Here is a 22371-nt window from a genome sequence, read left to right as displayed (position 1 = left end):
CCATTCTCCGGGACGTTTGCACCGATCACGCACCTTTTACCGACCGTCCCGCCATCCATACGGATCCCTGACGCCGCGGGGGTACGACAGCGGGCCGTACCCCCGAAGGAGTACGGCCCGCGGCCGGAAACGGTCGGTCGGTGCCCGGTCGGTGCCGGTCAGCGGACCTCGGTGATCGTCGGACCCTGCTCCAGCTGGCCCATGCCGCCGGAGAAGCGCGAGCCCTCCTGGTCCTCGGTCTGCACGCCGTCCGGCACCATCTGGGCGTCGTTCGGCAGCTTCAGCACGATCGGGTCGCGCGGAGCCATCGGGCCGTCGCCGCGCACGATGACGGTCTCGCGGAAGATCTGCTCCAGCACGCCCGCCGACTCGGGGCGCACGGCGCCCTGGCCGGAGATGACGCCGCGCAGGAACCAGCGCGGGCCGTCGACGCCGACGAAGCGGACCAGCTGGGCGCCGGTCTGGCCGTCGGGCATCGGTACGGGCACCTGGGCGCGCAGCTCCCAGCCCAGCGGACCCTCGACCTCGTCGATGATGCCGCCCTGCTGGGTGATGCCCGTGGCGATCTCCTCGCGGACCTCGCCCCAGATGCCTTCCTTCTTGGGCGCCGCGAAGGCCTGCAGCTGTACGGCGCTGTCGCCGAGGACGACCGTCGCGGCGACGATCGCGTCACCGGCCACCTCCACGCGCAGCTCCATGCCCTCGACACCCGGTACGAGGATGCCGCCCAGGTCCACGCGGCCCTCTTCGGGTGCGCCGGGCACCTCGGAGACGTCCCACGGGCCGTCGGGCCGCGGGGCCGGCGGCAGGTTCACCCTGCGGGGCGCGGAGTCGGTGCCGAGCTCCTCGCCGCCGTCCTGCTCATCGGCAGCCACGCCGTCCACGACCTGCTCGGCCGCGCCGCCGTCCTTGGCGGAGTCGTTCTTCTTGCGACGTCCGAACACGTCACTGTCCTTCCCGGTCGGATACGACCGAAGCGTAGCCATTCCCACCCTGCTGACCAGCGCCGGATCCGGCCACGGCCGCATGACCGCCGGTGGAGCCGAAACCCCCCTCGGCCCGCGCCGAGCCGGGAAGTTCCGCCACCTCGTGGAAGCGCACCTTCTCGACCCTCTGGACAACCAGCTGGGCAATGCGGTCGAAGCGCTCGAACCGGACGCTCTCGCGCGGGTCGAGATTGACCACGATCACCTTGATCTCCCCACGGTACCCGGCATCCACCGTCCCCGGGGCATTCACGAGCGCGAGCCCGCAGCGCGCGGCCAGGCCCGAGCGCGGGTGCACGAACGCGGCGTACCCGTCGGGCAGGGCGATGGACACCCCCGTGGGCAGTACGGTGCGCTCCCCGGGCTCCAGCACGGCCGCCTCGGTGGTCACCAGGTCGCAGCCGGCGTCGCCGGGGTGGCCGTACGCGGGCAGGGGCACCTCGGGGTCGACCCGCTTGATCAGCACGTCGACGGGCGGGTGGTTGTTCACAGACATCAGGGGTTCACCTCGAAGGCGCGTGCGCGCCTGACCTGGTCCGGGTCGGACATCGCCGCCCGGATCTCCTCGGGCCGACCGTTGTCGATGAAGTGGTCGACCTTCACCTCGATGAAGAGCGCGTCCGCGCGCACGGCGACCGGTCCGTCGGGCCCGCCTATCCGGCCGACCGCGGTGGAGTAGATCTTGCGTCCGGCGACGGCGGTCACCTCGGCCTCCAGGTACAGCACGGTGTCCACGGGCACCGGCCGCACGAAGTCGGTCTCCAGGCGGCCCGTCACCGCGATGACGCGCAGCAGCCAGTTCAGGGAGCCCAGCGTCTCGTCGAGCGCGGTGGCGAGCACACCGCCGTGGGCGAGGCCGGGGGCGCCCTGGTGCGCGGGCTTGACGGTGAACTCGGCGCTGACGCGGACGCCCTCCCCGGCACGGGCCTCCAGGTGGAGTCCGTGGGGCTGGCCCTCACCGCAGCCGAAGCAGTGCCCGTAGTGCGCACCGAGCAGCTCGCCGGGCGCGGGGGCGTCGGGGTGCCGGACCGGTGCGGCGGCATCGTCCGGGGGCGTCAGCGCTGTGTTTCGTCCACTCACAGGCGCAGACCTTACCCGCGCCGCTACCCGCCGGTCGCCTCGTGGCAGGCTTGGCCGTATGCAGCTCTCCCCCGCGCACCACGACGAACGTCTGACCGCCCCCCGCTCCTGGTGGGCCATCGCCGTACTCATCGGCCTGGCGTGCGCGCTGATGCTGCTGCCGCTGGGCACGCTGCCGCTGCTGGCCGGGCTCGTCGGGGGCACCGCGCTGGCGGGGATGCTGGTGAGTTCGTACGGCTCCGCGCGCGTGCGCGTGGTCGGCGGCGCGCTGGCGGCCGGCGAGGCGCGGATCCCGGTGGCGGCGCTCGGCGAGCCCGAGGTGCTGGACGCGGAGGAGGCGCGCGCCTGGCGCACGCACAAGGCGGACGCGCGCGCCTTCATGCTGCTGCGCAGCTACGTGCCGACGGCGGTGCGGATCCCGATCACCGACCCCGGGGACCCGACGCCGTACGCGTACGTCTCCACGCGCGAGCCGAAGGCGCTGGCCAAGGCGATCCGGTCGGCCAAGGGCTGATCCGCCGGCGCCCGGAAGGCGTCGGGCCGGGCCCGGCGGGGGCCGGGCGCGGGCCGGCGGGCGTCAGGCCGGGGGCCAGTCTCCGTCGGAGCCTTCGAGTGCCGCCCTGGTGGCCTCGGGAAGGGGCTGGGAGGGCTGCTCAAGGGGCGGGAGCTCCGGCAGCGACTCCCACGCCACGGCCCGGCTCCGCAGGTCGGCACGGACCTTCTCGGCGAGTTTGCGGGTGTCGCGGTGGTTCATGACCGCGCCGACGGTGGCGCCCACCATGAACGGCAGCAGGTTCGGCAGGTTGCGGAACGTCCGCTTCATGATCTGTTGGCGCAGTTCGCGCTTCATCTGACCGCCGAGCGCGATGTTCAGCGTCGTGGGCTTGGTCAGGTCCACCCCGCGCTCCTCCGTCCACGCGGTCAGGTAGGCGAGGCTGCGGTCCTTGAGGTTCCCGGGCGGCCGCTGGCCGTACACCTCGTGGAGTTCGGCGACGAGCTTGAGCTCGATGGCGGCGACCCCGGTGATCTCCGCGGCCAGTTCTGCGGGCATGGCGGGGGGCACCGGCAGCATCGCGGCGGCTCCGACGCCCGCGCCGACCGTGGAGGTGCCGTACGCGGCGCCCGCGATCAGCTTGTCGGCAAGCTGATCGGGACCGAGGCCCGGGAACTGCGCGCGCAGGGTCGCGAGGTCCCGAACCGGAACGCGCGGTGCGTTCTCGATGACGCGGTCCGTGAGGTGCAGGACGGCGGCCCTGGCATGTTCGCCGCCCTTGCGCACACCGCTTTTGACGGCTTGCAGCCGACGAGCCCCGGACCGGCGCCGGGCTCCCTCGTCGGACTCTGAGGCCGACGGCACCGCTGCGGCGGTGCCGGACGACACGGCGGGTACGCCCGAGGCCGCTGGGCCCGTTTCCGGGCCCGTGGCCACCTCTTGCGTCTCCACCGGATCACCAGCTTTTCGAAAGCGGCGCTTCCGAAACGGTGTCGAGCCGGTCACGGCCGACGCCTCTCAGTCGCAGTCGCGACAGATCGGCTGGCCGTTCTTCTCGCGTGCCAGCTGGCTGCGGTGGTGCACCAGGAAGCAGCTCATGCAGGTGAACTCATCGGCCTGCTTGGGCAGCACCCGAACGGCCAGTTCCTCGTTGGAGAGGTCTGCGCCGGGGAGCTCCATGCCCTCCGCCGCGTCGAAGTCGTCGACGTCGACGCTGGAAGACGACTTCTCGTTGCGCCGGGCCTTCAGCTCTTCAATGCTGTCGTTGTCGACGTCGTCGTCGGTCTTGCGTGGGGTGTCGTAGTCCGTTGCCATTTTTCGCTCTCCCCCTCTGGGATTTAGCGGTGTCTCAGCGCACGTAACGCGCGAGAGGCCGGACTTGTGCCCGACCTGAGGCGGAGATTTTGCCTCACATCAAGGTCTGTTACTCAATCGACACCCAGCCGCACACCTGAAGGAGCGATTGGCTGGGATGACGACCGGGACCGTACACGGTCCGGGGGCCGTCTTGCACAAACGCCACCCCGTGTATTTCCCGCCGTTCGAGGGGCGGGAAACCCGGACTTCCCGGGCTTTCCGGCCGCCTCGGGGGTCACTGAACGCACATGACCCGACACTCGCCAATGTGATCGATCGCACAGGCGCCACCTCAGCCACCCCCTCGCCATTCAGCCAACAGCGAACAAGGGGCCGGGGACTCACAGGGGCAAAGTGACACGCATCACGAGGCCACCCCCCTCGCGCGGCGTCGCCGAGATCCGTCCGCCGTGAGCGCGGGCCACGGAGCGCGCGATGGACAGGCCGAGGCCCACACCCTTGTCGCTGCCCGTGCGCTCCGTACGCAGCCGTCTGAAGGGCTCGAAGAGGTTGTCCACCTCGTACGCGGGAACCACGGGACCCGTGTTCGAGACGATGAGGATCGCCTGACCGTGCTGGGACTCGGTGGTGACCTCCACCCAGCCGTCCTCCGGCACGTTGTACCGGACGGCGTTCTGCACCAGGTTGAGCGCGATCCGCTCCAGCAGGACGCCGTTGCCCTGGACCACGGCGAGCGCACGCTCGCCCCGGATCTCCACGCCCTTCACGGCGGCTTCCCCGCGCGCCTGGTCGATGGCGCGCGAGGCGACCTCCGCCAGGTCCACGGGCTTGCGCTCGACTATCTGGTTGTCGCTGCGGGCCAGCAGCAACAGGCCCTCGACGAGCTGCTCGCTGCGCTCGTTGGTGGCCAGCAGGGTCTTGCCCAGCTGCTGTAGCTCCACCGGCGCGCCCGGGTCCGACAGGTGCACCTCCAGCAGCGTCCGGTTGATCGCCAGTGGGGTGCGCAGCTCGTGCGAGGCGTTCGCGACGAACCGCTGCTGGGCGGTGAAGGCCCGCTCCAGCCGGTCGAGCATCTCGTCGAAGGTGTCGGCGAGCTCCTTGAGCTCGTCCTCCGGTCCGTCGAGCTCGATCCGCCGGGTCAGGTCGGAACCGACCACCCGGCGGGCGGTCCGGGTGATCTTGCCCAGCGGCGAGAGCACCCGTCCGGCCATGGCGTAGCCGAAGGCGAACGCGATGATGCTGAGCCCGAGCAGGGCCATCAGCGACCGGCTGAGCAGGTCGTCGAGGGCGTGCCGGCGCTGCTCCAGGATGCAGGTGTTGATCGCGCCGTTGAACTGGTCGTAGTTCTGGCCCTTGCCGATCACGCCGGGGCAGGTGCTGGTGACCTGGATGTCCGTACCGCCGACGATCTTGAACGGCAGTCCGTTGCCCTCGCGCAGCGCCTGCGCCGCGAGCAGGTAGATGATCGACAGCAGCAGGATGCCCGCGATGAGGAACATCCCGCCGTACAGCAGCGTGAGGCGTATGCGGATGGTCGGCCGCAGCCAAGGGAAGGGACCCTCGGGCTGGCCGGGGTCCCAGGTCGGTCTCGGCGGCACCGTTGGTGGTGCCGGGGTCGCCGCCACCCGCGTCAGATCCGGTAGCCGGAGCCGGGCACGGTCACGATGACCGGCGGCTCCCCCAGCTTGCGCCGCAGGGTCATGACCGTCACCCGCACCACGTTCGTGAAGGGGTCGGTGTTCTCGTCCCATGCCTTCTCCAGCAGCTGCTCGGCGGAGACCACGGTCCCCTCGCTCCGCATGAGAACCTCCAGCACCGCGAACTCCTTGGGCGCCAGCTGCACCTCCCTGCCCTCTCGGAACACCTCGCGCCGGTTCGGGTCGAGCTTGATGCCGGCCCGCTCCAGTACGGGGGGCAGGGCCACGGTGGTGCGCCGCCCCAGGGCGCGCACGCGCGCGGTCAGCTCGCTGAACGCGAAGGGCTTGGGCAGGTAGTCGTCCGCGCCCAGCTCCAGGCCCTCCACCCGGTCGCTCACATCGCCGGACGCCGTCAGCATCAGCACGCGGGTGGGCATGCCGAGCTCGACGATCTTGCGGCAGACGTCGTCGCCGTGCACGAGCGGGAGGTCCCGGTCGAGCACGACCACGTCGTAGTCGTTCACCCCGACGCGCTCCAGGGCCGCGGCGCCGTCGTACACGACGTCCACGGCCATGGCCTCCCGGCGCAGCCCGGTGGCCACCGCATCGGCGAGCAGCTGCTCGTCCTCGACGACGAGTACGCGCACGTCGTTTCCTTCCATCGAGCCCTGAGGGCACACGTGTATTGCGTCGTCCATCCTGCCCGTTTCAGCCGTAAACCGGCTGTAAGGCGCCCCTCCGGGGCCCGCGAGGGCCGGAAGTGAGGATTCCCTCGCCTCCCGAGGTTTCTGGGCCCAGGGTGCCGGGGAGGACGTCACCACACCCCAACCACTCCCTGACGGCGGACTGCCACGTGCCGCCGCCGACCCACGAAGAGGGGGCGAACCCACCATGGACGCATTCACCGCGGGTCTCCTGCAGCGCATCCGGGCCACGCAGTCGGACCTCAACCAGGCCCGCGAAACGGGCGACGACTTCCTCGTGGAAGTGGAACAGGCGGAACTGGAAGATCTCCAGCGCCTCGCCGCCGAACACGGCGTTCCCGTCTCCGTCTGCTGACGACCTCCAGTCCAGCCAGAACCCCGGCGGCCGCATCGCGGCAGCCGGGGTTCCCTCATGCCGGGCCGGTGCCGTGTCAGTCGTGCCAGGCCCCGGCCTCGTCCAGCAGCGGCTGGAGCGAGGCGAACACCGAGGGCGTGGCGGCCAGCGCGAGCTCCCCCGAGGCGGGCCTCCCGGGCCGCCCGCCCGTGAGCGCCCCCGCCTCCCGGGCGATCAGCTCGCCCGCGGCCAGGTCCCAGGGGTTCAGCCCGCGCTCGTAGTACGCGTCCAGCCGCCCGGCGGCCACGTCGCTGAGGTCCAGCGCCGCCGATCCGCCGCGCCGGATGTCCCGCACCCGCGGGATCACCCGCCGGGCCACCTCCGCCTGCTGCTCCTTGCGCGCCTGGAGGTAGGCGAACCCCGTCCCGACCAGCGCCTGGTCCAGCGGCGCCGGCGTCCGGCAGGCGAGGCGGACCCCGTCCAGCCATGCCCCGCCGCCGAGCACCGCGGTGTACGTCTCGCCCCGCATCGGGGCCGCCACGACCCCGACCACGGTCTCGCCCCCGTACTCGGCGGCGATCGAGACGCTCCAGCTCGGCAGCCCGTACAGGTAGTTGACGGTCCCGTCCAGCGGGTCGACGATCCAGCGCACCCCGCTGGTCCCCGGGACGTCCGCGCCCTCCTCGCCGAGCAGCCCGTCCTCCGGACGCCTCCGCGCCAGGATCCCGGTGATCAGCTTCTCCGCCGCGATGTCCATCTCGGTCACCACGTCGATCGGGCTGCTCTTGGTCGCCGCCACCGCGAGATCGGCCGGCCGGCCGTCGCGCAGCAGCTCCCCGGCCTGCCGGGCGGCGTCCAGGCCCACGTCCAGCAGTTCGGCCTTCAGCTCTTCGGAGATCACGCTCGCTCCTTCCTAGGCGTACGGGCTGTCGGCGCCCGCGGCCGCCGGCCGGGGCCCGCGCGCCGGGCAGCAGCCCACCGCGCACAGATCGTGGCTGGGCCCGAGCAGCCCCAGCGCGCACCGCTCCACCGGTTCGCCCCGCTCCGCGGCGGCGCGCTCCAGCACCAGCTCGCGGACCGCCGCCGCGAACCGCGGATCGGCCCCGACGGTCGCCGACCGGGCGATCGGCAGCCCGAGTTCGGCGGCCTTGGCCGTCGCCTCCGTGTCGAGGTCGTACAGGACCTCCATGTGGTCCGATACGAACCCGATCGGCACCATCACCACCGCGGGCGCCCCGGCCCCGTGCAGCGACTCCAGGTGGTCGCAGATGTCCGGCTCCAGCCACGGGACGTGCGGGGCGCCGCTGCGCGACTGGTAGACGAGCTCCCAGGGCAGCTCCGTGCCCGTCTCCGCCCGCACCGCGTCCGCGATCACCTGGGCGACGTCCAGGTGCTGCCTGACGTACGCCCCGCCCTCGCCGCCGCCGGTGTGCTCCTCGACCGGGCCGGAGGTGTCGGCGGCCGCGGTGGGGATCGAATGGGTGGTGAAGGCGAGGTGCGCGCCGGAGCGCACCTCCTCGGGCAGCGACTCCAGCGCGGCGAGCACCCCGTCGATCATCGGCTGCACGAAGCCCGGGTGGTTGAAGTAGTGCCGCAGCTTGTCGACCTCCGGCAGTGCGGCCACGCCGCCGGCGGCCAGCGCGGCCAGCGCGTCCGCCAGGTTCTCGCGGTACTGCCGGCAGCCCGAGTACGAGGCGTACGCGCTGGTGGCGAGGACCGCGATGCGCCGGCGCCCGTCGGCGGCCATCTCCCGCATCACGTCGTCGAGGTAGGGGGCCCAGTTCCGGTTGCCCCAGTACACGGGCAGGTCCAGCCCGTGCTCGGCGAAGTCCTTGCGCAGGGCGTCCAGCAGCTCGCGGTTCTGCCCGTTGATCGGGCTGACCCCGCCGAACCCGAAGTAGTGCTGCCCGACCTCCTTGAGCCGCTCGCGCGGGATGCCGCGCCCGCGCGTGACGTTCTCCAGGAACGGCACGACGTCGTCGGGTCCTTCGGGACCGCCGAAGGAGAGCAGCAGGAGGGCGTCGTAGGGGGCGGCGAGGCCTTCGGCCGGGGGCGAGGCGGCGGCGCGGAGCTGGTCTGACATGGTTCGAATCCTGCCACCCGGCGTCCCCGGCCGGGAACCGGCCCGGCGGCGCGCCCGCACCCCGAGCTGGGTAAGGTGACCCTAAGTTCCCTTCCGGATCCGGTCCGGGTCCTGGTCCGGATTCTCCCCGTGCGGGTGCCTTGTCGGCGGTCGTAACCTGTATGGGCCAATGACGTCCCTTACGGAGGGCACCTTGCCCAGTCCCTACCGCGCGATATTCGCGGCCCCCGGCACGCTGGGGTTCAGCGCCGCAGGCCTCATAGGCCGCCTGCCCATATCCATGGTCGGCGTCGGCATCCTGACGATGATCTCCGAGATCACCGGCCGCTACGCGATGGCGAGCGCCCTCACCGGCACCCTCGCCCTGGCCGCCGCGTTCATCGGCCCCCAGGTCTCCCGCCTGGTGGACCAGTACGGGCAGCGGCGGGTGCTCCGTCCCGCCACCCTCATCTGCGTGGCCTCGGTCGCCGTCCTGCTGGCGGCCGCCGCCAACGGGTGGCCCGACTGGACCCTGTTCGTCTGCGCGGCCGTCGCCGGCTGCGTGCCGAGCGTGGGCTCGATGGTCCGCGCCCGGTGGACCGTGATCTACCGGGACTCCCCGCGCGAACTGCACACCGCGTACTCCTTCGAGTCCGTCGTGGACGAGGTCTGCTTCATCTTCGGCCCGATCATCGCCATCGGCCTGTCCACCACGTGGTTCCCCGAGGCCGGCCCCCTGATCGCCGCCCTGTGCCTGCTCGTCGGCGTCTGGCTGCTGACCGCGCAGCGCTCCACCGAGCCCGAGCCGCACCCGCGCGCGGAGCACGGGGACCGCACCTCCGCCCTGCGCTCCCCCGGACTCCAGGTCCTGACCGCGACGTTCGTGGCGACCGGCGCGATCTTCGGCTCCATCGACGTGTCCACGCTGGCCTTCGCCGAGGAGCAGGGCCACAAGTCCGCCGCCAGCTTCATCCTGGCCATCTGGGCGTTCGGATCCTGCCTGGCGGGCATCGTATTCGGCCTCCTCCACCTCAAGGGCAAGAGCGAACGCCGTTGGGTACTGGGCGTATGTGCGATGGCCGTGAGTATGATCCCCCTCCTACTGGCCGGGAACCTTCCGTTTCTGGCCGTGGCGCTCTTCGTCTCGGGCCTCGCCATCGCTCCCACGATGATCACCACGATGGCCCTGATCGAGGCGCACGTACCACGCGCGAAGCTGACCGAGGGCATGACCTGGATCAGCACCGGCCTCGCGGTCGGCGTGGCGGTCGGCTCGTCGGTGACCGGACTGGTCATCGACGCCTCCGGGGCGCGCAGCGGGTACGTCGTCTCCATCTCGGCGGGAGTGGCCGCGGCGGCGGTCGCGTTCGCGGGATACCGCCGGCTGACGAAGCCGGCGCAAGGGGAGGAGCCAGCAACCGATGGGGACGGCGACAGCAGGGCAGAACAGCAGGGCGACCGCGTGGCATAACTGGGCGGGCACGGTCACGGCCACCCCCGCCCGCGTGGTGACCCCGGTGTCGGTCGGGGAGCTTCAGGAGGCGGTGCGCCGGGCCGCCGAGGACGGGCTGAAGGTGAAGGCGGTCGGCACCGGCCATTCGTTCACCGCGGCCGCCGCGACCGACGGGGTGCTCGTACGTCCGCAGGCACTGGCCGGGATCCGGGAGATCGACCGGGCCGCCGGCACCGTGACGGTGGCCGCGGGGACGGTGCTCAAGGACCTGAACGTGGCCCTGGCCCGGGAGGGCCTCTCGCTCACCAACATGGGCGACATCATGGAGCAGACGGTCTCCGGGGCCACCAGTACCGGAACCCACGGCACCGGCCGCGACTCGGCCTCCATCGCCGCCCAGATCCGCGGTCTGGAGCTGGTCACGGCGGACGGCCGGCTGCTGACGTGCTCCGAGAAGGAGAACCCGGAGGTCTTCGCGGCCGCCCGGATCGGCATCGGCGCCCTCGGCATCGTCACCGCGATCACCTTCGCCGTGGAGCCGGTCTTCTTCCTGACCGCCCGTGAGGAGCCCATGGGCTTCGACCGGGTGACCGCCGAGTTCGAGCAGCACTTCGCGGAGAACGAGCACTTCGAGTTCTACTGGTTCCCGCACACCGGCAACTGCAACACCAAGCGCAACAACCGCAGCCAGGGCCCCGCCGCCCCGCCCGGAGCCGTGAGCGCCTGGGTCGAGGACGAGCTGCTGTCCAACGGCGTCTTCCAGGCCGTCAACTCCCTCGGCCGCGCCGTCCCCGCGACCATCCCCTCCATCGCCCGGATCGCCAGCCGCGCCCTGTCCGCGCGCACCTACACGGACATCCCGTACAAGGTGTTCACCAGCCCGCGCCGGGTGCGCTTCGTGGAGATGGAGTACGCCCTTCCGCGCGAACAGGTGGTCGAGGCGCTGCGCGAGCTCAAGGCGATGGTGGACCGCTCCTCGCTGCGCGTCAGCTTCCCGGTGGAGGTGCGGACGGCTCCGGCGGACGACATCGCGCTGTCGACGGCCTCGGGGCGGGAGACCGCGTACATCGCGGTGCACATGTACAAGGGCACCCCGTACCAGGCCTACTTCACGGCCGCCGAACGGATCTTCACCGCGCACGGCGGGCGGCCGCACTGGGGCAAGGTGCACACGCGGGACGCGGAGTACTTCGCCGGCGTCTACCCGCGCTTCGGCGAGTTCACCGCGCTCCGGGACCGGCTGGACCCGGACCGGCTGTTCGGCAACGACTACCTGCGCCGGGTCCTGGGCGAGTAGTTCGGCTCAGGGAGCCTGCTGCTGCCCCTTGCCGCTCGGGTCCGGTGTGGGGGTGGGCGTCGGGGTCGGAGTCGGGGTCGGGGTGGGCGTCGGTGTCGGGGTGGGCGTGGAGCTCGGCTCCGGCCCCGGGCCTCCGGAGCCCGAGGGGTCGGGGCTCGGGCTCGGGCCCCGGCCGTCCTGCCGAGCCGAAGGGCTCGGAGAGGCCCCGGTGTCCGAGGGCTCCCCGCCCTTGCCGCCGGTGCCGGTGCCCGTGTCCGGGTCACTGGGCCGCTCGTCGCTCACCTTGTGCGTACCGATGGACCAGAGGGTCCCGCCGCCTTGGCTGATCGCCGTGCCGGAGAAGGCCTCGTACGCCCCCAGCCCGCCGAGCGCGATGGCGAAGGCGGCGCCCGAGGCCACCGCGGTCCGCTTCCAGCCCCGTACGCGGGTGCCGTGCACGGTGGCTTCGCCGAACTCCCCGGAGGGTGCCGCCGCGCGGAGCGGCAGGGTGCCGTCGGGAGCCTTCTCCCCGCCGAGCGGCGGGACCTGACGGGCCCTGGGCCGGGTGCTCTCGCGGAGCTGGTCGCCGGTGCGCTTGAAGAGGTGCTGGATGACGGGGCCGCCGGCGGTGGCGACCACGCTCACCACGCCGGCGCCGAGGATGGTCCCGTAGACGCCCAGCTGCGAGGCGAGCAGGGCGGCCGCGACGGTGGCGAGGGAGGAGCCCGCGATCTGCGCCACGCTCAGATCGAGCTTCTTCTTCTCGGCGCCGTCCGCGCCCGCGGCCTCCGGCGTGGTCTTCTGACCCATCCTCATCCCCTGTGTGTGCTGCCTCTCGCGACGTCTCGCGCTTCACTGCTCTCAGCAGTTACTGACCGCCGAGCGAAACGGATAGTTCCGTTTCTGGGGATTCTGTGAAGCAGGACACGCGGATTCGGGTGCGGGCGCAGGTCCCGCCCGATTCAGGGCAGCCCAACTCCCGCCGCCCGCGACAAGTTCGGCGGCGCGGCGGTCCACCCAGGTGGCCCGAATGGAGTACTGTGGCGAGCCCTGGGGCCGTCCTTCCTTACGGATGTCCGGACTCGGGAGAGGGGGCCGACTGATGAAGAAACGGCACTCGAGACCGGTGATGCCGCGGCATTGCACGCATTTCTGATGCGCACAGTAACCGTTCGGTCACTGTGTGTGCCCAACAGGTAACCGTGCCATAACGGCGATCAAGGGCGCATGCCCGACACGCCGGTTGAACTCGGCAAGGTTGTGGCAGGCTGCACCCGGGCAGGCCACACTCGACTAGCGGAAGCAGCGACGCACGTGACGTCGGCAGGCACCACCCGGGAGGTCCCCATGCCCGAACTGCGTGTCGTGGCCGTCTCAAATGACGGCACACGACTGGTGCTCAAGGCTGCGGACAGCACGGAGTACACGCTTCCGATCGACGAGCGGCTGCGGGCTGCCGTGCGCAACGACCGCGCGCGCCTGAACCAGATCGAGATCGAGGTGGAGAGCCACCTCCGCCCCCGTGACATCCAGGCCCGCATACGAGCCGGTGCCTCCGCCGAGGAGGTCGCCCAACTCGCGGGCATCCCCGTCGACCGCGTACGCCGCTTCGAGGGGCCGGTGCTGGCCGAGCGCGCCTTCATGGCCGAGCGGGCCCGCAAGACGCCCGTGCGCCGCCCCGGCGAGAACACCGGACCCCAGCTCGGCGAGGCCGTGCAGGAGCGGCTGACGCTGCGCGGCGCCGAGAAGGAGTCCGTGCAGTGGGACTCCTGGCGTCGTGACGACGGCACCTGGGAGGTCCTGCTCGTCTACCGCGTCGCGGGCGAACCGCACGCGGCGAGCTGGACGTACGACCCGCCGCGCCGGCTGGTCGTGGCCGTCGACGACGAGGCCCGCTCGCTGATCGGCGAGGCCGACGACCTCCCGGCGACGCCGGAGCCCAGCTTCCCGTTCGTGCCGAGGATCGCGCGACTGCCGCGGGACCGGCCGCTGGACCGCGCCCTGGACCGGCAGTTGGAGCGGACCGCCAACAACGCGGCGCCCGCGCCGGAGCCCGAGGAGGAACGGGACACGCTGACGAGCCTGTTGGAGGCCGTGCCCAGCTTCCGCGGCGACCTGGTGGTCCCCGAACGCCCCGAGCCCGAGGCGGAGGAGCAGCCGGAGGCGGAGGAGCCCCCGGCGGCCTCGGCGAGCGCCGGAGCCGGCGCCGCCTACGCGGACGTCCTGATGCCGCGCACGGTGGCGGGCCACCGCGACCGCCTGACGGGCACCACGGACCGGCAGGCGGAGGCCGACGGCGTCCGCCCCGGCCGCCGCGCGGCGGTCCCGAGCTGGGACGAGATCGTCTTCGGCACGCGCCGCAAGAAACAGGAGTAGCGGAGCGGTCGCCCCGCGCCCCGGGCCCGCAACCCGGCCCCGGCCCCGCCGCCGTCACGGGCGCGGGGCCCGGGGCGTAGCCCCCTACCGCGGGTCCGGACCGGTGGCCACGGGCCGCGCCGGGTCCGCGGACCATTCCGACCAGCTGCCCGCGTACAGGGCGGCCGGAATTCCCGCCACCTCAAGCGCCAGCACCTCGTGCGCCCCCGAGACCCCGGAACCGCAGTACACGCCGACCGGCGCCGCACCCGAAGCGCCCAGCCCGGCGAAGCGCGCCCGCAGGGCGGCCGCCGCGAGGAACTTCCCGTCCGCGCCCACGTTCTCGGTCGTCGGCGCCGACACCGCACCCGGGATGTGCCCACCGACCCGGTCGATCGGCTCGACCTCGCCCCGGTACCGCTCCCCCGCACGCGCGTCCAGCAGGACGCCGCTGCGCGCGAGCGCCGCCGCCGCGTCCGCGTCCAGGAGCCCCACCGCCCCCGGGTTTGGCTTGAAATCGCCCTCCGTAACGGTGACGGCATCCTCCGTCACCGGACCGCCCGCCTCCGTCCACGCGGCCAGCCCCCCGTCCAGTACCCGCACGTCCGTGTGACCCGTCCAGCGCAACAGCCACCAGGCCCGGGCGGCGGCCCAGCCCAGACCCCCGTCGTACACGACCACCGGCGCGTCGGCCGAGACCCCGGCCCGGCGCATGACGGCCCCGAACTCCTCCGGTTGCGGCAGCGGGTGGCGGCCGCCCGATCCCGGCGGACCTGCCAGTTCGCGGTCGAGGTCCACGTACACGGCTCCCGGCAGGTGGCCGGCGTCGTAGGCGGAGCGCAGGTTCGGACCGCCCAGCTGCCAGCGGACGTCGAGCAGCACCGGCGGCCGGGAGCCGGCCACCTCGTCCATCAGTTCGGCGGCGGAAACGATCACGGAGGGCGCAGAATTCGCAGTCATGCGGCCCATCTTCCTCCCCGCTCCGCGGCCCGTGTAACAAGCCCGACATCGACAGGCCGCATCGATTCGGTCATCTCTCCCCGCACCGGCGAAACCCGGCCGGTCGAGGCGCGCCGGACCCGCCGTAGTGGAAGCATCTGGTCCGGGATGAGCGACGACGGAGGAGACGGCTGACATGACCGAGGAACCGGAAGAAACGCGGCGCCCGCCCGGCACCCCGTGCTGGTCGAGTCTGATGGTGCACGGCCTCGGGACCACCGAGGCCTTCTACACCGATCTGTTCCGCTGGGAGTACGAGCCCGGCCCGCAGCCCTTCGGCCCGTACGTCCGCGCCCTCCTCGACGGCCAAGAGGTGACCGGCATCGGCGAGATGCCCCCGGACCGGCATCTTCCGGTGGCCTGGACCACGTACTTCGCCACCGACGACGCGGACTCGACGGCCGAGACGATCCGCTCCTGCGGCGGCACGGTCGCGGTGGGGCCCCTGGACGCGGGCGGTGAGGGGCGGCTGGCGATCTGCTCCGACCCGCTGGGGGCGATCTTCGGGATCTGGCAAGCCGAGGAGCACATCGGGACCCGGCTGTCGGGCGTCCCCGGCACCCCGGTCTGGGCCGAGCTGGTCACGCAGGACACCTCGACCGTGGGCAAGTTCTACCAGCACGTCTTCGGCCACGAGGCCGAGACGCACGCCGCGGCCGGCTCCGACTTCGACTACGTGACGCTGCTGCTGGACGGGCGTCCGGTCGCCGCCGTGCACGGGGTGGGCCGCTCGCTCCCGCACGACCGGGGCCCGCACTGGATGACGTACTTCGAGGTCGAGGACGTGGACACGGCCGCGGCCCGGGTGCACCGCCTCGGCGGGCGGGTCGTCCAGCCGCCCCGCGAGGGGCTGACCGGCCGGGTCTCCACGGTCACCGACCCGGAGGGCGCGGTGTTCACGCTCGTGGAGTCACGCCCGGCGAAGGGCCGTTGACGGGGTTGGTCTGCGGCACGGGCACGGGCACGGGCCCGGGCGCGGGCGCAGGTGGTCGGCGCGTCTCAGTCGGAGGCGACCGGCAGTACGTCCGGGGAGAGCGCGCCGGCGGAGACGGAGCCGCTCGTCATCCGCTTGCGGTGGTGGCGGCGGCACAGGACCTCGTAGCCGATCTCCTCCGCCGGACGGTTCACGTCGCCGACCACCACCTGGGCGCCTTCCACCACCATTTCGCCGCCCACCGTACGGGCGTTGTGCGTGGCACGGGCGCCGCACCAGCACAGGGCCTCGACCTGGAGCTGTTCGAGGCGGTCCGCCAGTTCGATCAGCCGCTGCGAGCCGGGGAAGAGCTTCGTGCGGAAGTCCGTGGTGATGCCGAAGGCGAAGACGTCCAGGCCGAGGTCGTCGACGATGCGTGCCAGCTGGTCGATCTGGTCGGGCGCGAGGAACTGCGCCTCGTCCACGATCACGTAGTCCGCCTTGCCGCCCTGGGAGAGCTGCGCGACCAGGTACCCGTACAGGTCCATGCCCTCCGGCGCCTCGACCGCCTCCGTCACCAGGCCCAGGCGGGAGGAGAGTTTGCCCTCGCCCGCCCGGTCGTCGCGGGTGAAGATGACGCCTTGGAGTCCCCGCGCGTCGCGGTTGTGCGCGATCTGGAGCGCCAACGTACTCTTCCCGCAGTCCATCGTGCCGGAGAAAAACACCAATTCGGGCATGGAGGGAACGGGGCCTTTCGAGTCGTGGTCGGCGGGTGCGGGGCGGTGTGCGGGTGTGCGGGTCGGTCGTCTCAGGTGCGGATTTCGAGCAGCGGGACCAGCTGCTCGGCCGCGGTCATCGAGCCGTGCATCCCGGCGAGCGCCGATTCGTTGGGCTCGTTCACGGACGCGGTGATCGCCGCATCGGCCTGCGCGGCGGCGACCACGTCGCCGATCCGGCCGAGGACGCGCTCGTCGCACTGCCCCGGCGGGCCGAACCAGCCCAGCTCCAGGGCCTCTTCGCGGCTGGCGATCCAGAACCGGTCGCCCAGCACCTCGCGCCACACGGTCAGGACGTCGGCCTCGGCACCGGGAACGGCGTACACGTGCCGGGCCCGGCCCTCGCCGCCGAGCAGGGCCACGCCCGCGCCCAGCTCCCAGTCCTCGTCGTAGTCGATCCGGGAGTCCTCGTCGAAGGGGATGTCCACCATGCCGTGGTCGGCGGTCATGTACAGCGCCGTGCGCGGCGGGAGTTGTTCGGCGAGCCGCTGCACGAGCCGGTCGACGTACATCAGCTGGCCGCGCCAGGCGTCGGAGTTCACGCCGTGCCGGTGGCCGGCCCCGTCGAGCTCGCTGTAGTACGTGTACACCAGCGAGCGGTCGCCCGCGGCGAGGCGCTCGGCCGCGAGGTCCATCCGCTCCTCGCCGGTCATCCGGCCGAGGAAGGTGCCGCCGCTCAGCGCGACCTTGGTGAGCGGGGTGGTCTGGAAGGCGGGCGAGGACACCTGCGCCGTGGCGACGCCCGCCTTGTCGGCCTGCTGGAAGACGGTCGGGTACGGCTGCCAGGGCTTCGGCGAGGTCCACGGGTGCCAGCGGAGCTGGTTCATCAGCTCGCCGGTGGCCGGGTTGCGCACGGTGTATCCGGGCAAGCCGTGCCGGGCGGGCGGCAGGCCGGTGCCCACGGAGGCCAGCGAGGTGGCGGTGGTCGCCGGGAAGCCCGCGGTGATCGGGCGGCCGGTGCCGCCGCGCGAGGTGCCGAGGAGGGAGGTCAGGTACGGGGCCTCGTCCGGGTGGGCCTTGATCTGCTCCCAGCCCATGCCGTCGACCAGGAACACGCAGTTCCGGTCGGCCGGGGCGAGCTCGGGGATCGAGGCGGTGAACCCGGGGACGCCCTGGCCGGCCACGAGGGTCGGCAGCAGGTCGGCGAGCGAGCCGGTGCCGTACTCCGGGACGGGGGCGCCGGTGAGGTCCAGCAGCTCCGGCTCGTCCCAGTTCGACGGTGCGGAGTAGGACATCAGCGGGCGGACTGGGACGTCGCCGCTGTCGCCTCGCTGAGCGCCTGCGCGAAGACGAGGGTCTGGCGGACCGCCTCCGGGCCGTCGCCGGCCTCGCTGACGCGCAGGCTGAGGTCGTCGGCGGTGGAGTTGCCGGTGTAGCCGTGGTCGGAGTCGCAGTTCGGGTCGCCGCAGGCGGCGGGCTCCAGGTCGATCCGGGAGACCGCGCCCCAGCCGATGGTCAGGACGACCTCGCGGGGCAGGGTGCCCGGGGTGTACGACTCCGGGTTCGCGACGACGCGGCTGAGCACCACGGAGGAGATCGCGCCGATCTTGACGGACTCGGTGGAGGTGGTCGCGTACGGGGACGGGGACCCGGCGTCGGCGGCCTGCTCGTCGGTGTGGCTCACGATGAAGCGGTTGCCGGTCAGGACCAGGACCGTGACGTGCCGGCGCACCTCGTTGGAGTCGAAGGTCGTCTCCTGGTGGACCAGGTACGACGAGATCGGCTCGCCGCCCACCGCGGCCTCCACGGCCTCGGCCACGAGGGCCGGGTAGTAGCCGCTGCGCTCGATCGCCGTGCGCAGCCCCTGGGTCGTCGTACCGGATTTCGCCATGGGGTCCATCCTAAGGCCCGTACGGGGCACACCGGGCGCCCGCGGACCCGTCTTCCCGAGGTTGCGGTGCCGGTCAGTAGCTCGGGAGCGTCCGGGGACCGAGATCGGTGCGGGCCGGCGGGTGGGCCACGCGGACGGAGGCGCCGAGCACCGAGAGGCCTTCGGTGGCGACGACGACGGGTTCGAGCGTGACGCCCACCACTTCGGGGTGGTCGTCGACGAGCCGGGACAGCCGCAGCAGGAGCTCTTCGAGAGCGGGGGTGTCCACCGGGTCGCTGCCGCGCCAGCCGAAGAGGAGGGGTGCGGTCCGGATGGACCGGATCAGCCCGGCGGCGTCCCGGTCCGTGGCGGGGACGAGGCGGTGGGCGGTGTCGCCGAGCAGCTCGGAGGCGACGCCGGCGAGCCCGAAGGAGAGGACGGCTCCGGCGGCCGGGTCGATGACGGACCGCACCACGGTGTCGACCCCGCGCGGCACCATGGCCTGGACCACGGGGAGCAGTTCGCCGGGGGTGCCGAGGAGGTCGGTCAGCTCCTCGTACGAGCGGCGCAGGTCGGCTTCGGTGGCGAGGTCGAGGCGTACGCCGCCGAGGTCCGCCCGGTGGCGCAGGTGCGGGGCGGTGGTCTTGAGGGCGACGGGGTAGCCCAGGCTCCGGGCGGCCCGGACGGCGGCGTCGGCGGTGGGCGCGGGCAGGGTGGGCAGGACCCGGATCCCGTAGTGGGCGAGGAGGGCGGCGGCGTCGGTCTCGGTGAGGGTGAGGACGCCCTCGCCGGCGCCCTCGCCGAAATCTGCGAGGAGGGCGGCGAGCCGGGCGGCGGCCCCGGCCTCGTCGATGTCCTCGTACTCGGGGACCTGTCCGGTGTCGGCGTTGGCCCGGCGCCACTGTCCGTACCGGACGGCCTCGGCGACCGCGCGTACGGCCCGCTCGGCGGCCGGGTACGCCGGGATCCGTACGTCCGGTCTGGCGTACCCGCCCTCGTCCTCCTCGGTGGGGCGCAGGCGCGGGGACAGCGCCCCCGCCGGGGAGAGGGCGTCGACGAGCTCGGCCAGTTCCACGTGGACCACCGCCACCGGCTTGCCGGGGTGCGCGGCGACCGCGTCGCGCAGGGCGCCCGCCAGGTCGTCCTGCGGCTCCTGCTCGTTCACCCACGGGATCACGGTGACGATCACCGCGTCGCTCTCGGCGGAGCCGAGCGCCGCGCCCAGTGCCGTGCGGAAGTCCGCCGCCGTCGCCGCGGTCGTCAGGTCCTGCGGGGCTCCTGGCCGCAGCCCCTGCGCGAGGCAGGCGTCGTACGAGAGGACTCCGAGCGACTCGGAGTTCCCGAGGATCGCCACGCGCGGCCCGGCCGGAAGCGGCTGCGAGGCGAGCAGCAGTCCGACGTCCACCAGCTCCGTCACCGTGCCGACCCGGATCACCCCGGCCTGGCGCAGCAGGGCGGAGACGGTGGCGTCCGGCAGTCTGGTCCCGGGGACCACGTGGCCCGCGGGGGTGTGGCGGCCGCCCCGCGCGACGACCACCGGCTTGACGGCCGCCGTGCGGCGCGCGAGGCGGGTGAACTTCCGGGGGTTGCCCAGGGTTTCGAGGTACATCAGCGCGACGTCGGTGGCCTCGTCCTCGTACCAGTACTGGAGGATGTCGTTCCCGGAGACGTCCGCCCGGTTGCCCGCCGAGACGAAGGACGACAGCCCCTCGCCCCGCCGCAGCAGAGCGGAGAGCAGCGAGATGCCGATGGCCCCGGACTGGGTGAACAGCCCGATGCGGCCGCGGGCCGGGGCGGGCGCCGGGGTGAGGGAGGCGTTGAGCCCGACCTCGGGGGCGGTGTTGATCACGCCGTACGCGTTCGGCCCGATCAGCCGCATCCCGTACGAGCGCACCTGGCGCACCAGTTCGCGCTGGCGGTCGAGACCGGCGGCGCCGCTCTCCCCGTACCCGGCGGACAGCACCACGAGCCCCTGCACCCCGTGCTCGCCGCAGGCGGCCACGGCCTCGGGGACGCGCTCGGCGGGGACCGCGATCACCGCGAGGTCGACGGGGGCGTCGACGGCGCCGAGCGCGCGGTAGGCCCGTACGCCGTCCAGCAGATCGGTGGTGGCGGCCTCGTTCACGGCGTAGAGGTGGCCGCGGAAGCCGCTGTCGCGCAGGTTGCGCAGGGCCGCCGCGCCGACGCCCCCGCCGGAGCGGCTGACCCCGATGACGGCCACCGAGCGGGGGGTCAGCAGCCGCTGCACGGAGCGGGCCTCGGCGCGCTGCTCGCGGGCGCGCTGGACGGCCAGGGACTCGGCGGTGGGTTCGAGGTCGAGGGTGAGGTGGACGGAGCCGTCCTCGAAGCTGCGCTTCTGCTCGTACCCGGCGTCCTTGAACACCTTGATCATCTTGTTGTTGGCGGGCAGCACCTCGGCCGCGAACCGGCGGATGTCCCGCTCGCGGGCGACCGCGCCGATGTGTTCGAGGAGGGCGGAGGCGACCCCGCGGCCCTGATGGGCGTCCTGGACGAGGAAGGCGACCTCGGCCTCGTCGGCGGGCGCGGAGGCGGGCCGGCCGTCGGGGCCGATCCGGTCGTAGCGGACGGTGCCGATGAACTCCTCGCCCACGGTCGCCGCGAGCCCGACCCGGTCCACGTAGTCGTGGTGGGTGAAGCGGTGCACGTCGCGGGCGGAGAGGCGGGGGTAGGGCGCGAAGAAGCGGTAGTACTTCGACTCGTCGGAGACCTGCTCGTAGAAGCTGACCAGCCGGCCCGCGTCCTCCGTGGTGATCGGCCTGATCCGGGCGGTACCGCCGTCGCGCAGGACGACGTCCGCTTCCCAGTGGGCCGGGTACGAGGGGTCCGACGCGATGGTCATGCGGCGATCTTAAGGCCAGGACTGGCCGAATGGCTCCTGCGCGGCGCACGAGGCAAGCACGGGCAAACCAGTGCAAGCTGGGGTAGGTCGAACGGCGGCAACTTCGGGCCGAAGGTCGGTCGGAGCATGAGGGGCGTCGTGAGAGACTGGTCTAGACAACCGTAAGAACCTGAAGGGCATCACCATGGCAGAGCGCCGCGTCAACGTCGGGTGGGCCGAGGGCCTGCACGCTCGTCCCGCCTCGATCTTCGTCCGCGCGACGACCGCTTCCGGCGTCCCGGTGACCATCGCGAAGGCCGACGGGAACCCCGTCAACGCCGCGTCCATGCTCGCGGTGCTGGGCCTGGGCGCGCAGGGCGGCGAGGAGATCATCCTCGCGTCCGACGCCGAAGGCGCCGAGGCGGCTCTGGACCGCCTCGCGAAGCTGGTCGCCGAGGGTCTCGAGGAGCTCCCCGAGACCGTCTGACCCTTCGGGTTCACCCCGGGCACACGCAGGAGCCGCGGCCACCACCGATATTCCGGTGGCCGCGGCTTCCGCGTTCTGCGCGTCTGCCGTATTCGGGAATTCATCGCACGGGGCGGGGCGAGGACATTCGCGGCGTGAATTCAATCGCGGGCCCCACACTTTGATACCCGCCTTTTGTTAATGCGGACCGCCCGCCGTGTTTACGGCATGTTGCGAAGTCCTCACGCGCAGCCGGTGCGCCCCGGCCGCGCGGTCCGCGTGCATCACCGTCAGCGCGCGGGCCCGCTCGGCGTCCCCGCGCGCGACCGCGTCCACGATCGCGCCGTGCTCCGCCCAGGAGTCCACGGGACGGGCCGGCGCCTCCACCGCGTACATCCAGGCGACCTTGTGCCGCATCTGTGTGAGCAGCACGATCAGCCCGGGGCTGCCGGAGGCCTGGGCCAGGGTCTCGTGGAACCAGCCCCCCAGGGACCTCAGATCCTCCCCCTGGCCCCGCCTGGCCCGCTCCTGGCCCAGCCTGACCAGCCCGCGGAGCACCTTGAGGTGGCCCTCGGTGCGCCGCCGGGCCGCGCGCGCGGCCGCCAGCGGCTCCAGCAGCAGCCGCAGCTCCAGGAGGTCGGCCGCCTCCTGCTCGGTGGGTTCGGCGACGCAGGCGCCCGCGTGCCGCCGGGTGGTGACGAAGCCCTCGGACTCCAGGGTCCGCAGTGCCTCGCGGACGGGGACGCGGGAGACCCCGTACCGGCGGGCCAGCAGTTCCTCGGTCAGCCGGGCACCCGGTTCGAAGACCCCGGAGACGATGTCTTCGCGGATTGCCGTGCATACCGCGTGCGCAGGAATTCGCAAGTCCGGA

The 22371-nt window shown here is 72.7% G+C and carries 23 protein-coding genes; 7 read left to right on the top strand and 16 right to left on the bottom strand.

What is annotated here, in order from left to right:
• Window positions 1-158: 158 nt before the first annotated feature.
• From ACFYXV_RS18005 to ACFYXV_RS17995, 3 genes are read right to left on the bottom strand one after another with little or no spacing between them, the layout of a single operon-like run.
• Entirely contained in the window at window positions 159-944 is a 786-nt protein-coding gene (locus ACFYXV_RS18005; RefSeq protein ID WP_383337418.1) for a DUF3710 domain-containing protein, read from the bottom strand.
• Between the two features lies 1 nt (window position 945).
• Entirely contained in the window at window positions 946-1482 is a 537-nt protein-coding gene (gene dut, locus ACFYXV_RS18000; protein WP_383337416.1) for a dUTP diphosphatase, read from the bottom strand.
• Entirely contained in the window at window positions 1482-2066 is a 585-nt protein-coding gene (locus ACFYXV_RS17995; RefSeq protein ID WP_383337414.1) for a PaaI family thioesterase, read from the bottom strand. The genes dut and ACFYXV_RS17995 overlap by 1 nt, the downstream gene beginning before the upstream one ends.
• A gap of 58 nt (window positions 2067-2124) precedes the next feature.
• Here ACFYXV_RS17995 and ACFYXV_RS17990 point away from each other — a divergent pair, with 58 nt between their 5' ends.
• A complete protein-coding gene (locus tag ACFYXV_RS17990) occupies window positions 2125-2580 on the top strand; it encodes a DUF3093 domain-containing protein (protein ID WP_389383405.1) in 456 nt (151 codons plus the stop codon).
• Between the two features lie 63 nt (window positions 2581-2643).
• Here the strand turns inward: ACFYXV_RS17990 and ACFYXV_RS17985 are convergent, their stop codons facing one another.
• From ACFYXV_RS17985 to ACFYXV_RS17970, 4 genes are all read right to left on the bottom strand, one after another.
• Entirely contained in the window at window positions 2644-3564 is a 921-nt protein-coding gene (locus ACFYXV_RS17985) for a hypothetical protein (protein WP_385460447.1), read from the bottom strand.
• A gap of 12 nt (window positions 3565-3576) precedes the next feature.
• Complete coding sequence (locus ACFYXV_RS17980) at window positions 3577-3873, bottom strand: DUF4193 domain-containing protein (protein WP_030154344.1); 297 nt, start codon at window positions 3871-3873, stop codon at window positions 3577-3579.
• A gap of 383 nt (window positions 3874-4256) precedes the next feature.
• Window positions 4257-5501, bottom strand: a complete 1245-nt coding sequence (locus tag ACFYXV_RS17975) for a sensor histidine kinase (RefSeq protein WP_383337408.1) — start codon at window positions 5499-5501, stop codon at window positions 4257-4259.
• Between the two features lie 5 nt (window positions 5502-5506).
• Window positions 5507-6160, bottom strand: coding sequence for a response regulator transcription factor (locus tag ACFYXV_RS17970; RefSeq protein ID WP_030154340.1), 654 nt, complete (start codon window positions 6158-6160; stop codon window positions 5507-5509).
• Between the two features lie 244 nt (window positions 6161-6404).
• On the opposite strand from ACFYXV_RS17970, the gene ACFYXV_RS17965 reads away from it, so the two are divergent.
• Complete coding sequence (locus ACFYXV_RS17965; RefSeq protein WP_359168322.1) at window positions 6405-6572, top strand: hypothetical protein; 168 nt, start codon at window positions 6405-6407, stop codon at window positions 6570-6572.
• A gap of 76 nt (window positions 6573-6648) precedes the next feature.
• Here the strand turns inward: ACFYXV_RS17965 and ACFYXV_RS17960 are convergent, their stop codons facing one another.
• Entirely contained in the window at window positions 6649-7449 is an 801-nt protein-coding gene (locus ACFYXV_RS17960; RefSeq protein WP_389383501.1) for an inositol monophosphatase family protein, read from the bottom strand.
• Window positions 7450-7464: 15 nt separating this feature from the next.
• Window positions 7465-8634 carry a ferrochelatase gene (locus tag ACFYXV_RS17955; RefSeq protein ID WP_389383404.1) on the bottom strand — a complete coding sequence of 390 codons (1170 nt, stop codon included), beginning with the start codon at window positions 8632-8634 and terminating at the stop codon, window positions 7465-7467.
• Window positions 8635-8827: 193 nt separating this feature from the next.
• On the opposite strand from ACFYXV_RS17955, the gene ACFYXV_RS17950 reads away from it, so the two are divergent.
• A complete protein-coding gene (locus ACFYXV_RS17950) occupies window positions 8828-10084 on the top strand; it encodes an MFS transporter (RefSeq protein ID WP_385460438.1) in 1257 nt (418 codons plus the stop codon).
• The gene (locus tag ACFYXV_RS17945) at window positions 10035-11363 is read left to right on the top strand and encodes a D-arabinono-1,4-lactone oxidase (RefSeq protein WP_389383403.1); all 1329 of its coding nucleotides are present in this window, start codon (window positions 10035-10037) and stop codon (window positions 11361-11363) included. Before ACFYXV_RS17950 ends, ACFYXV_RS17945 begins: the two co-directional genes overlap by 50 nt.
• A gap of 6 nt (window positions 11364-11369) precedes the next feature.
• Here the strand turns inward: ACFYXV_RS17945 and ACFYXV_RS17940 are convergent, their stop codons facing one another.
• Window positions 11370-12152, bottom strand: a complete 783-nt coding sequence (locus ACFYXV_RS17940; protein ID WP_389383402.1) for a hypothetical protein — start codon at window positions 12150-12152, stop codon at window positions 11370-11372.
• A 537-nt stretch (window positions 12153-12689) separates the two neighbouring features.
• Here ACFYXV_RS17940 and sepH point away from each other — a divergent pair.
• Window positions 12690-13718 (top strand): septation protein SepH, encoded by a 1029-nt coding sequence (gene sepH, locus ACFYXV_RS17935; protein ID WP_385460429.1) that lies wholly within the window; start codon window positions 12690-12692, stop codon window positions 13716-13718.
• Between the two features lie 84 nt (window positions 13719-13802).
• On the opposite strand, the gene ACFYXV_RS17930 is transcribed toward sepH, so the two are convergent.
• Window positions 13803-14657 (bottom strand): sulfurtransferase, encoded by an 855-nt coding sequence (locus tag ACFYXV_RS17930; RefSeq protein ID WP_389383401.1) that lies wholly within the window; start codon window positions 14655-14657, stop codon window positions 13803-13805.
• Window positions 14658-14832: 175 nt separating this feature from the next.
• Here ACFYXV_RS17930 and ACFYXV_RS17925 point away from each other — a divergent pair, with 175 nt between their 5' ends.
• Window positions 14833-15630, top strand: a complete 798-nt coding sequence (locus ACFYXV_RS17925; RefSeq protein WP_385460423.1) for a VOC family protein — start codon at window positions 14833-14835, stop codon at window positions 15628-15630.
• Window positions 15631-15695: 65 nt separating this feature from the next.
• On the opposite strand, the gene ACFYXV_RS17920 is transcribed toward ACFYXV_RS17925, so the two are convergent.
• The 4 genes from ACFYXV_RS17920 to ACFYXV_RS17905 all read right to left on the bottom strand — a co-directional run bounded on the left by ACFYXV_RS17920 (window position 15696) and on the right by ACFYXV_RS17905 (window position 21055).
• Window positions 15696-16346 carry a thymidine kinase gene (locus ACFYXV_RS17920; RefSeq protein ID WP_366104666.1) on the bottom strand — a complete coding sequence of 217 codons (651 nt, stop codon included), beginning with the start codon at window positions 16344-16346 and terminating at the stop codon, window positions 15696-15698.
• Window positions 16347-16417: 71 nt separating this feature from the next.
• Window positions 16418-17620 (bottom strand): alkaline phosphatase family protein, encoded by a 1203-nt coding sequence (locus ACFYXV_RS17915; RefSeq protein WP_389383400.1) that lies wholly within the window; start codon window positions 17618-17620, stop codon window positions 16418-16420.
• A complete protein-coding gene (locus tag ACFYXV_RS17910) occupies window positions 17620-18225 on the bottom strand; it encodes a DUF5998 family protein (protein WP_383337387.1) in 606 nt (201 codons plus the stop codon). The genes ACFYXV_RS17915 and ACFYXV_RS17910 overlap by 1 nt, the downstream gene beginning before the upstream one ends.
• 64 nt (window positions 18226-18289) lie before the next feature.
• Entirely contained in the window at window positions 18290-21055 is a 2766-nt protein-coding gene (locus ACFYXV_RS17905; RefSeq protein ID WP_389383399.1) for a GNAT family N-acetyltransferase, read from the bottom strand.
• A 184-nt stretch (window positions 21056-21239) separates the two neighbouring features.
• Between ACFYXV_RS17905 and ACFYXV_RS17900 the strand changes: the two genes are divergently transcribed.
• Window positions 21240-21521 carry an HPr family phosphocarrier protein gene (locus tag ACFYXV_RS17900; RefSeq protein WP_053691473.1) on the top strand — a complete coding sequence of 94 codons (282 nt, stop codon included), beginning with the start codon at window positions 21240-21242 and terminating at the stop codon, window positions 21519-21521.
• Between the two features lie 177 nt (window positions 21522-21698).
• Here the strand turns inward: ACFYXV_RS17900 and ACFYXV_RS17895 are convergent, their stop codons facing one another.
• Window positions 21699-22364, bottom strand: coding sequence for a GntR family transcriptional regulator (locus tag ACFYXV_RS17895; protein ID WP_385460412.1), 666 nt, complete (start codon window positions 22362-22364; stop codon window positions 21699-21701).
• Window positions 22365-22371 lie beyond the last annotated feature (7 nt).

Origin of the sequence: Streptomyces sp. NPDC002181 (assembly GCF_042890485.1) — a bacterium.
Classification (GTDB): domain Bacteria; phylum Actinomycetota; class Actinomycetes; order Streptomycetales; family Streptomycetaceae; genus Streptomyces.
This window is presented reverse-complemented; position numbering and strand designations above follow the sequence as displayed.

What these genes read in the sequence shown, in the direction of transcription:
- ACFYXV_RS17915 (WP_389383400.1), bottom strand. Translation starts at nt 17,620, where the DNA reads ATGTCCTACTCCGCACCGTCGAACTGGGACGAGCCGGAGCTGCTGGAC.
- ACFYXV_RS17925 (WP_385460423.1), top strand. Translation starts at nt 14,833, where the DNA reads ATGACCGAGGAACCGGAAGAAACGCGGCGCCCGCCCGGCACCCCGTGC.
- ACFYXV_RS17940 (WP_389383402.1), bottom strand. Translation starts at nt 12,152, where the DNA reads ATGGGTCAGAAGACCACGCCGGAGGCCGCGGGCGCGGACGGCGCCGAG.
- ACFYXV_RS17980 (WP_030154344.1), bottom strand. Translation starts at nt 3,873, where the DNA reads ATGGCAACGGACTACGACACCCCACGCAAGACCGACGACGACGTCGAC.
- ACFYXV_RS17990 (WP_389383405.1), top strand. Translation starts at nt 2,125, where the DNA reads ATGCAGCTCTCCCCCGCGCACCACGACGAACGTCTGACCGCCCCCCGC.
- sepH (WP_385460429.1), top strand. Translation starts at nt 12,690, where the DNA reads ATGCCCGAACTGCGTGTCGTGGCCGTCTCAAATGACGGCACACGACTG.
- ACFYXV_RS17900 (WP_053691473.1), top strand. Translation starts at nt 21,240, where the DNA reads ATGGCAGAGCGCCGCGTCAACGTCGGGTGGGCCGAGGGCCTGCACGCT.
- ACFYXV_RS17905 (WP_389383399.1), bottom strand. Translation starts at nt 21,055, where the DNA reads ATGACCATCGCGTCGGACCCCTCGTACCCGGCCCACTGGGAAGCGGAC.
- ACFYXV_RS17920 (WP_366104666.1), bottom strand. Translation starts at nt 16,346, where the DNA reads ATGCCCGAATTGGTGTTTTTCTCCGGCACGATGGACTGCGGGAAGAGT.
- ACFYXV_RS17930 (WP_389383401.1), bottom strand. Translation starts at nt 14,657, where the DNA reads ATGACTGCGAATTCTGCGCCCTCCGTGATCGTTTCCGCCGCCGAACTG.
- dut (WP_383337416.1), bottom strand. Translation starts at nt 1,482, where the DNA reads ATGTCTGTGAACAACCACCCGCCCGTCGACGTGCTGATCAAGCGGGTC.
- ACFYXV_RS17965 (WP_359168322.1), top strand. Translation starts at nt 6,405, where the DNA reads ATGGACGCATTCACCGCGGGTCTCCTGCAGCGCATCCGGGCCACGCAG.
- ACFYXV_RS17955 (WP_389383404.1), bottom strand. Translation starts at nt 8,634, where the DNA reads ATGTCAGACCAGCTCCGCGCCGCCGCCTCGCCCCCGGCCGAAGGCCTC.
- ACFYXV_RS17910 (WP_383337387.1), bottom strand. Translation starts at nt 18,225, where the DNA reads ATGGACCCCATGGCGAAATCCGGTACGACGACCCAGGGGCTGCGCACG.
- ACFYXV_RS17945 (WP_389383403.1), top strand. Translation starts at nt 10,035, where the DNA reads ATGGGGACGGCGACAGCAGGGCAGAACAGCAGGGCGACCGCGTGGCAT.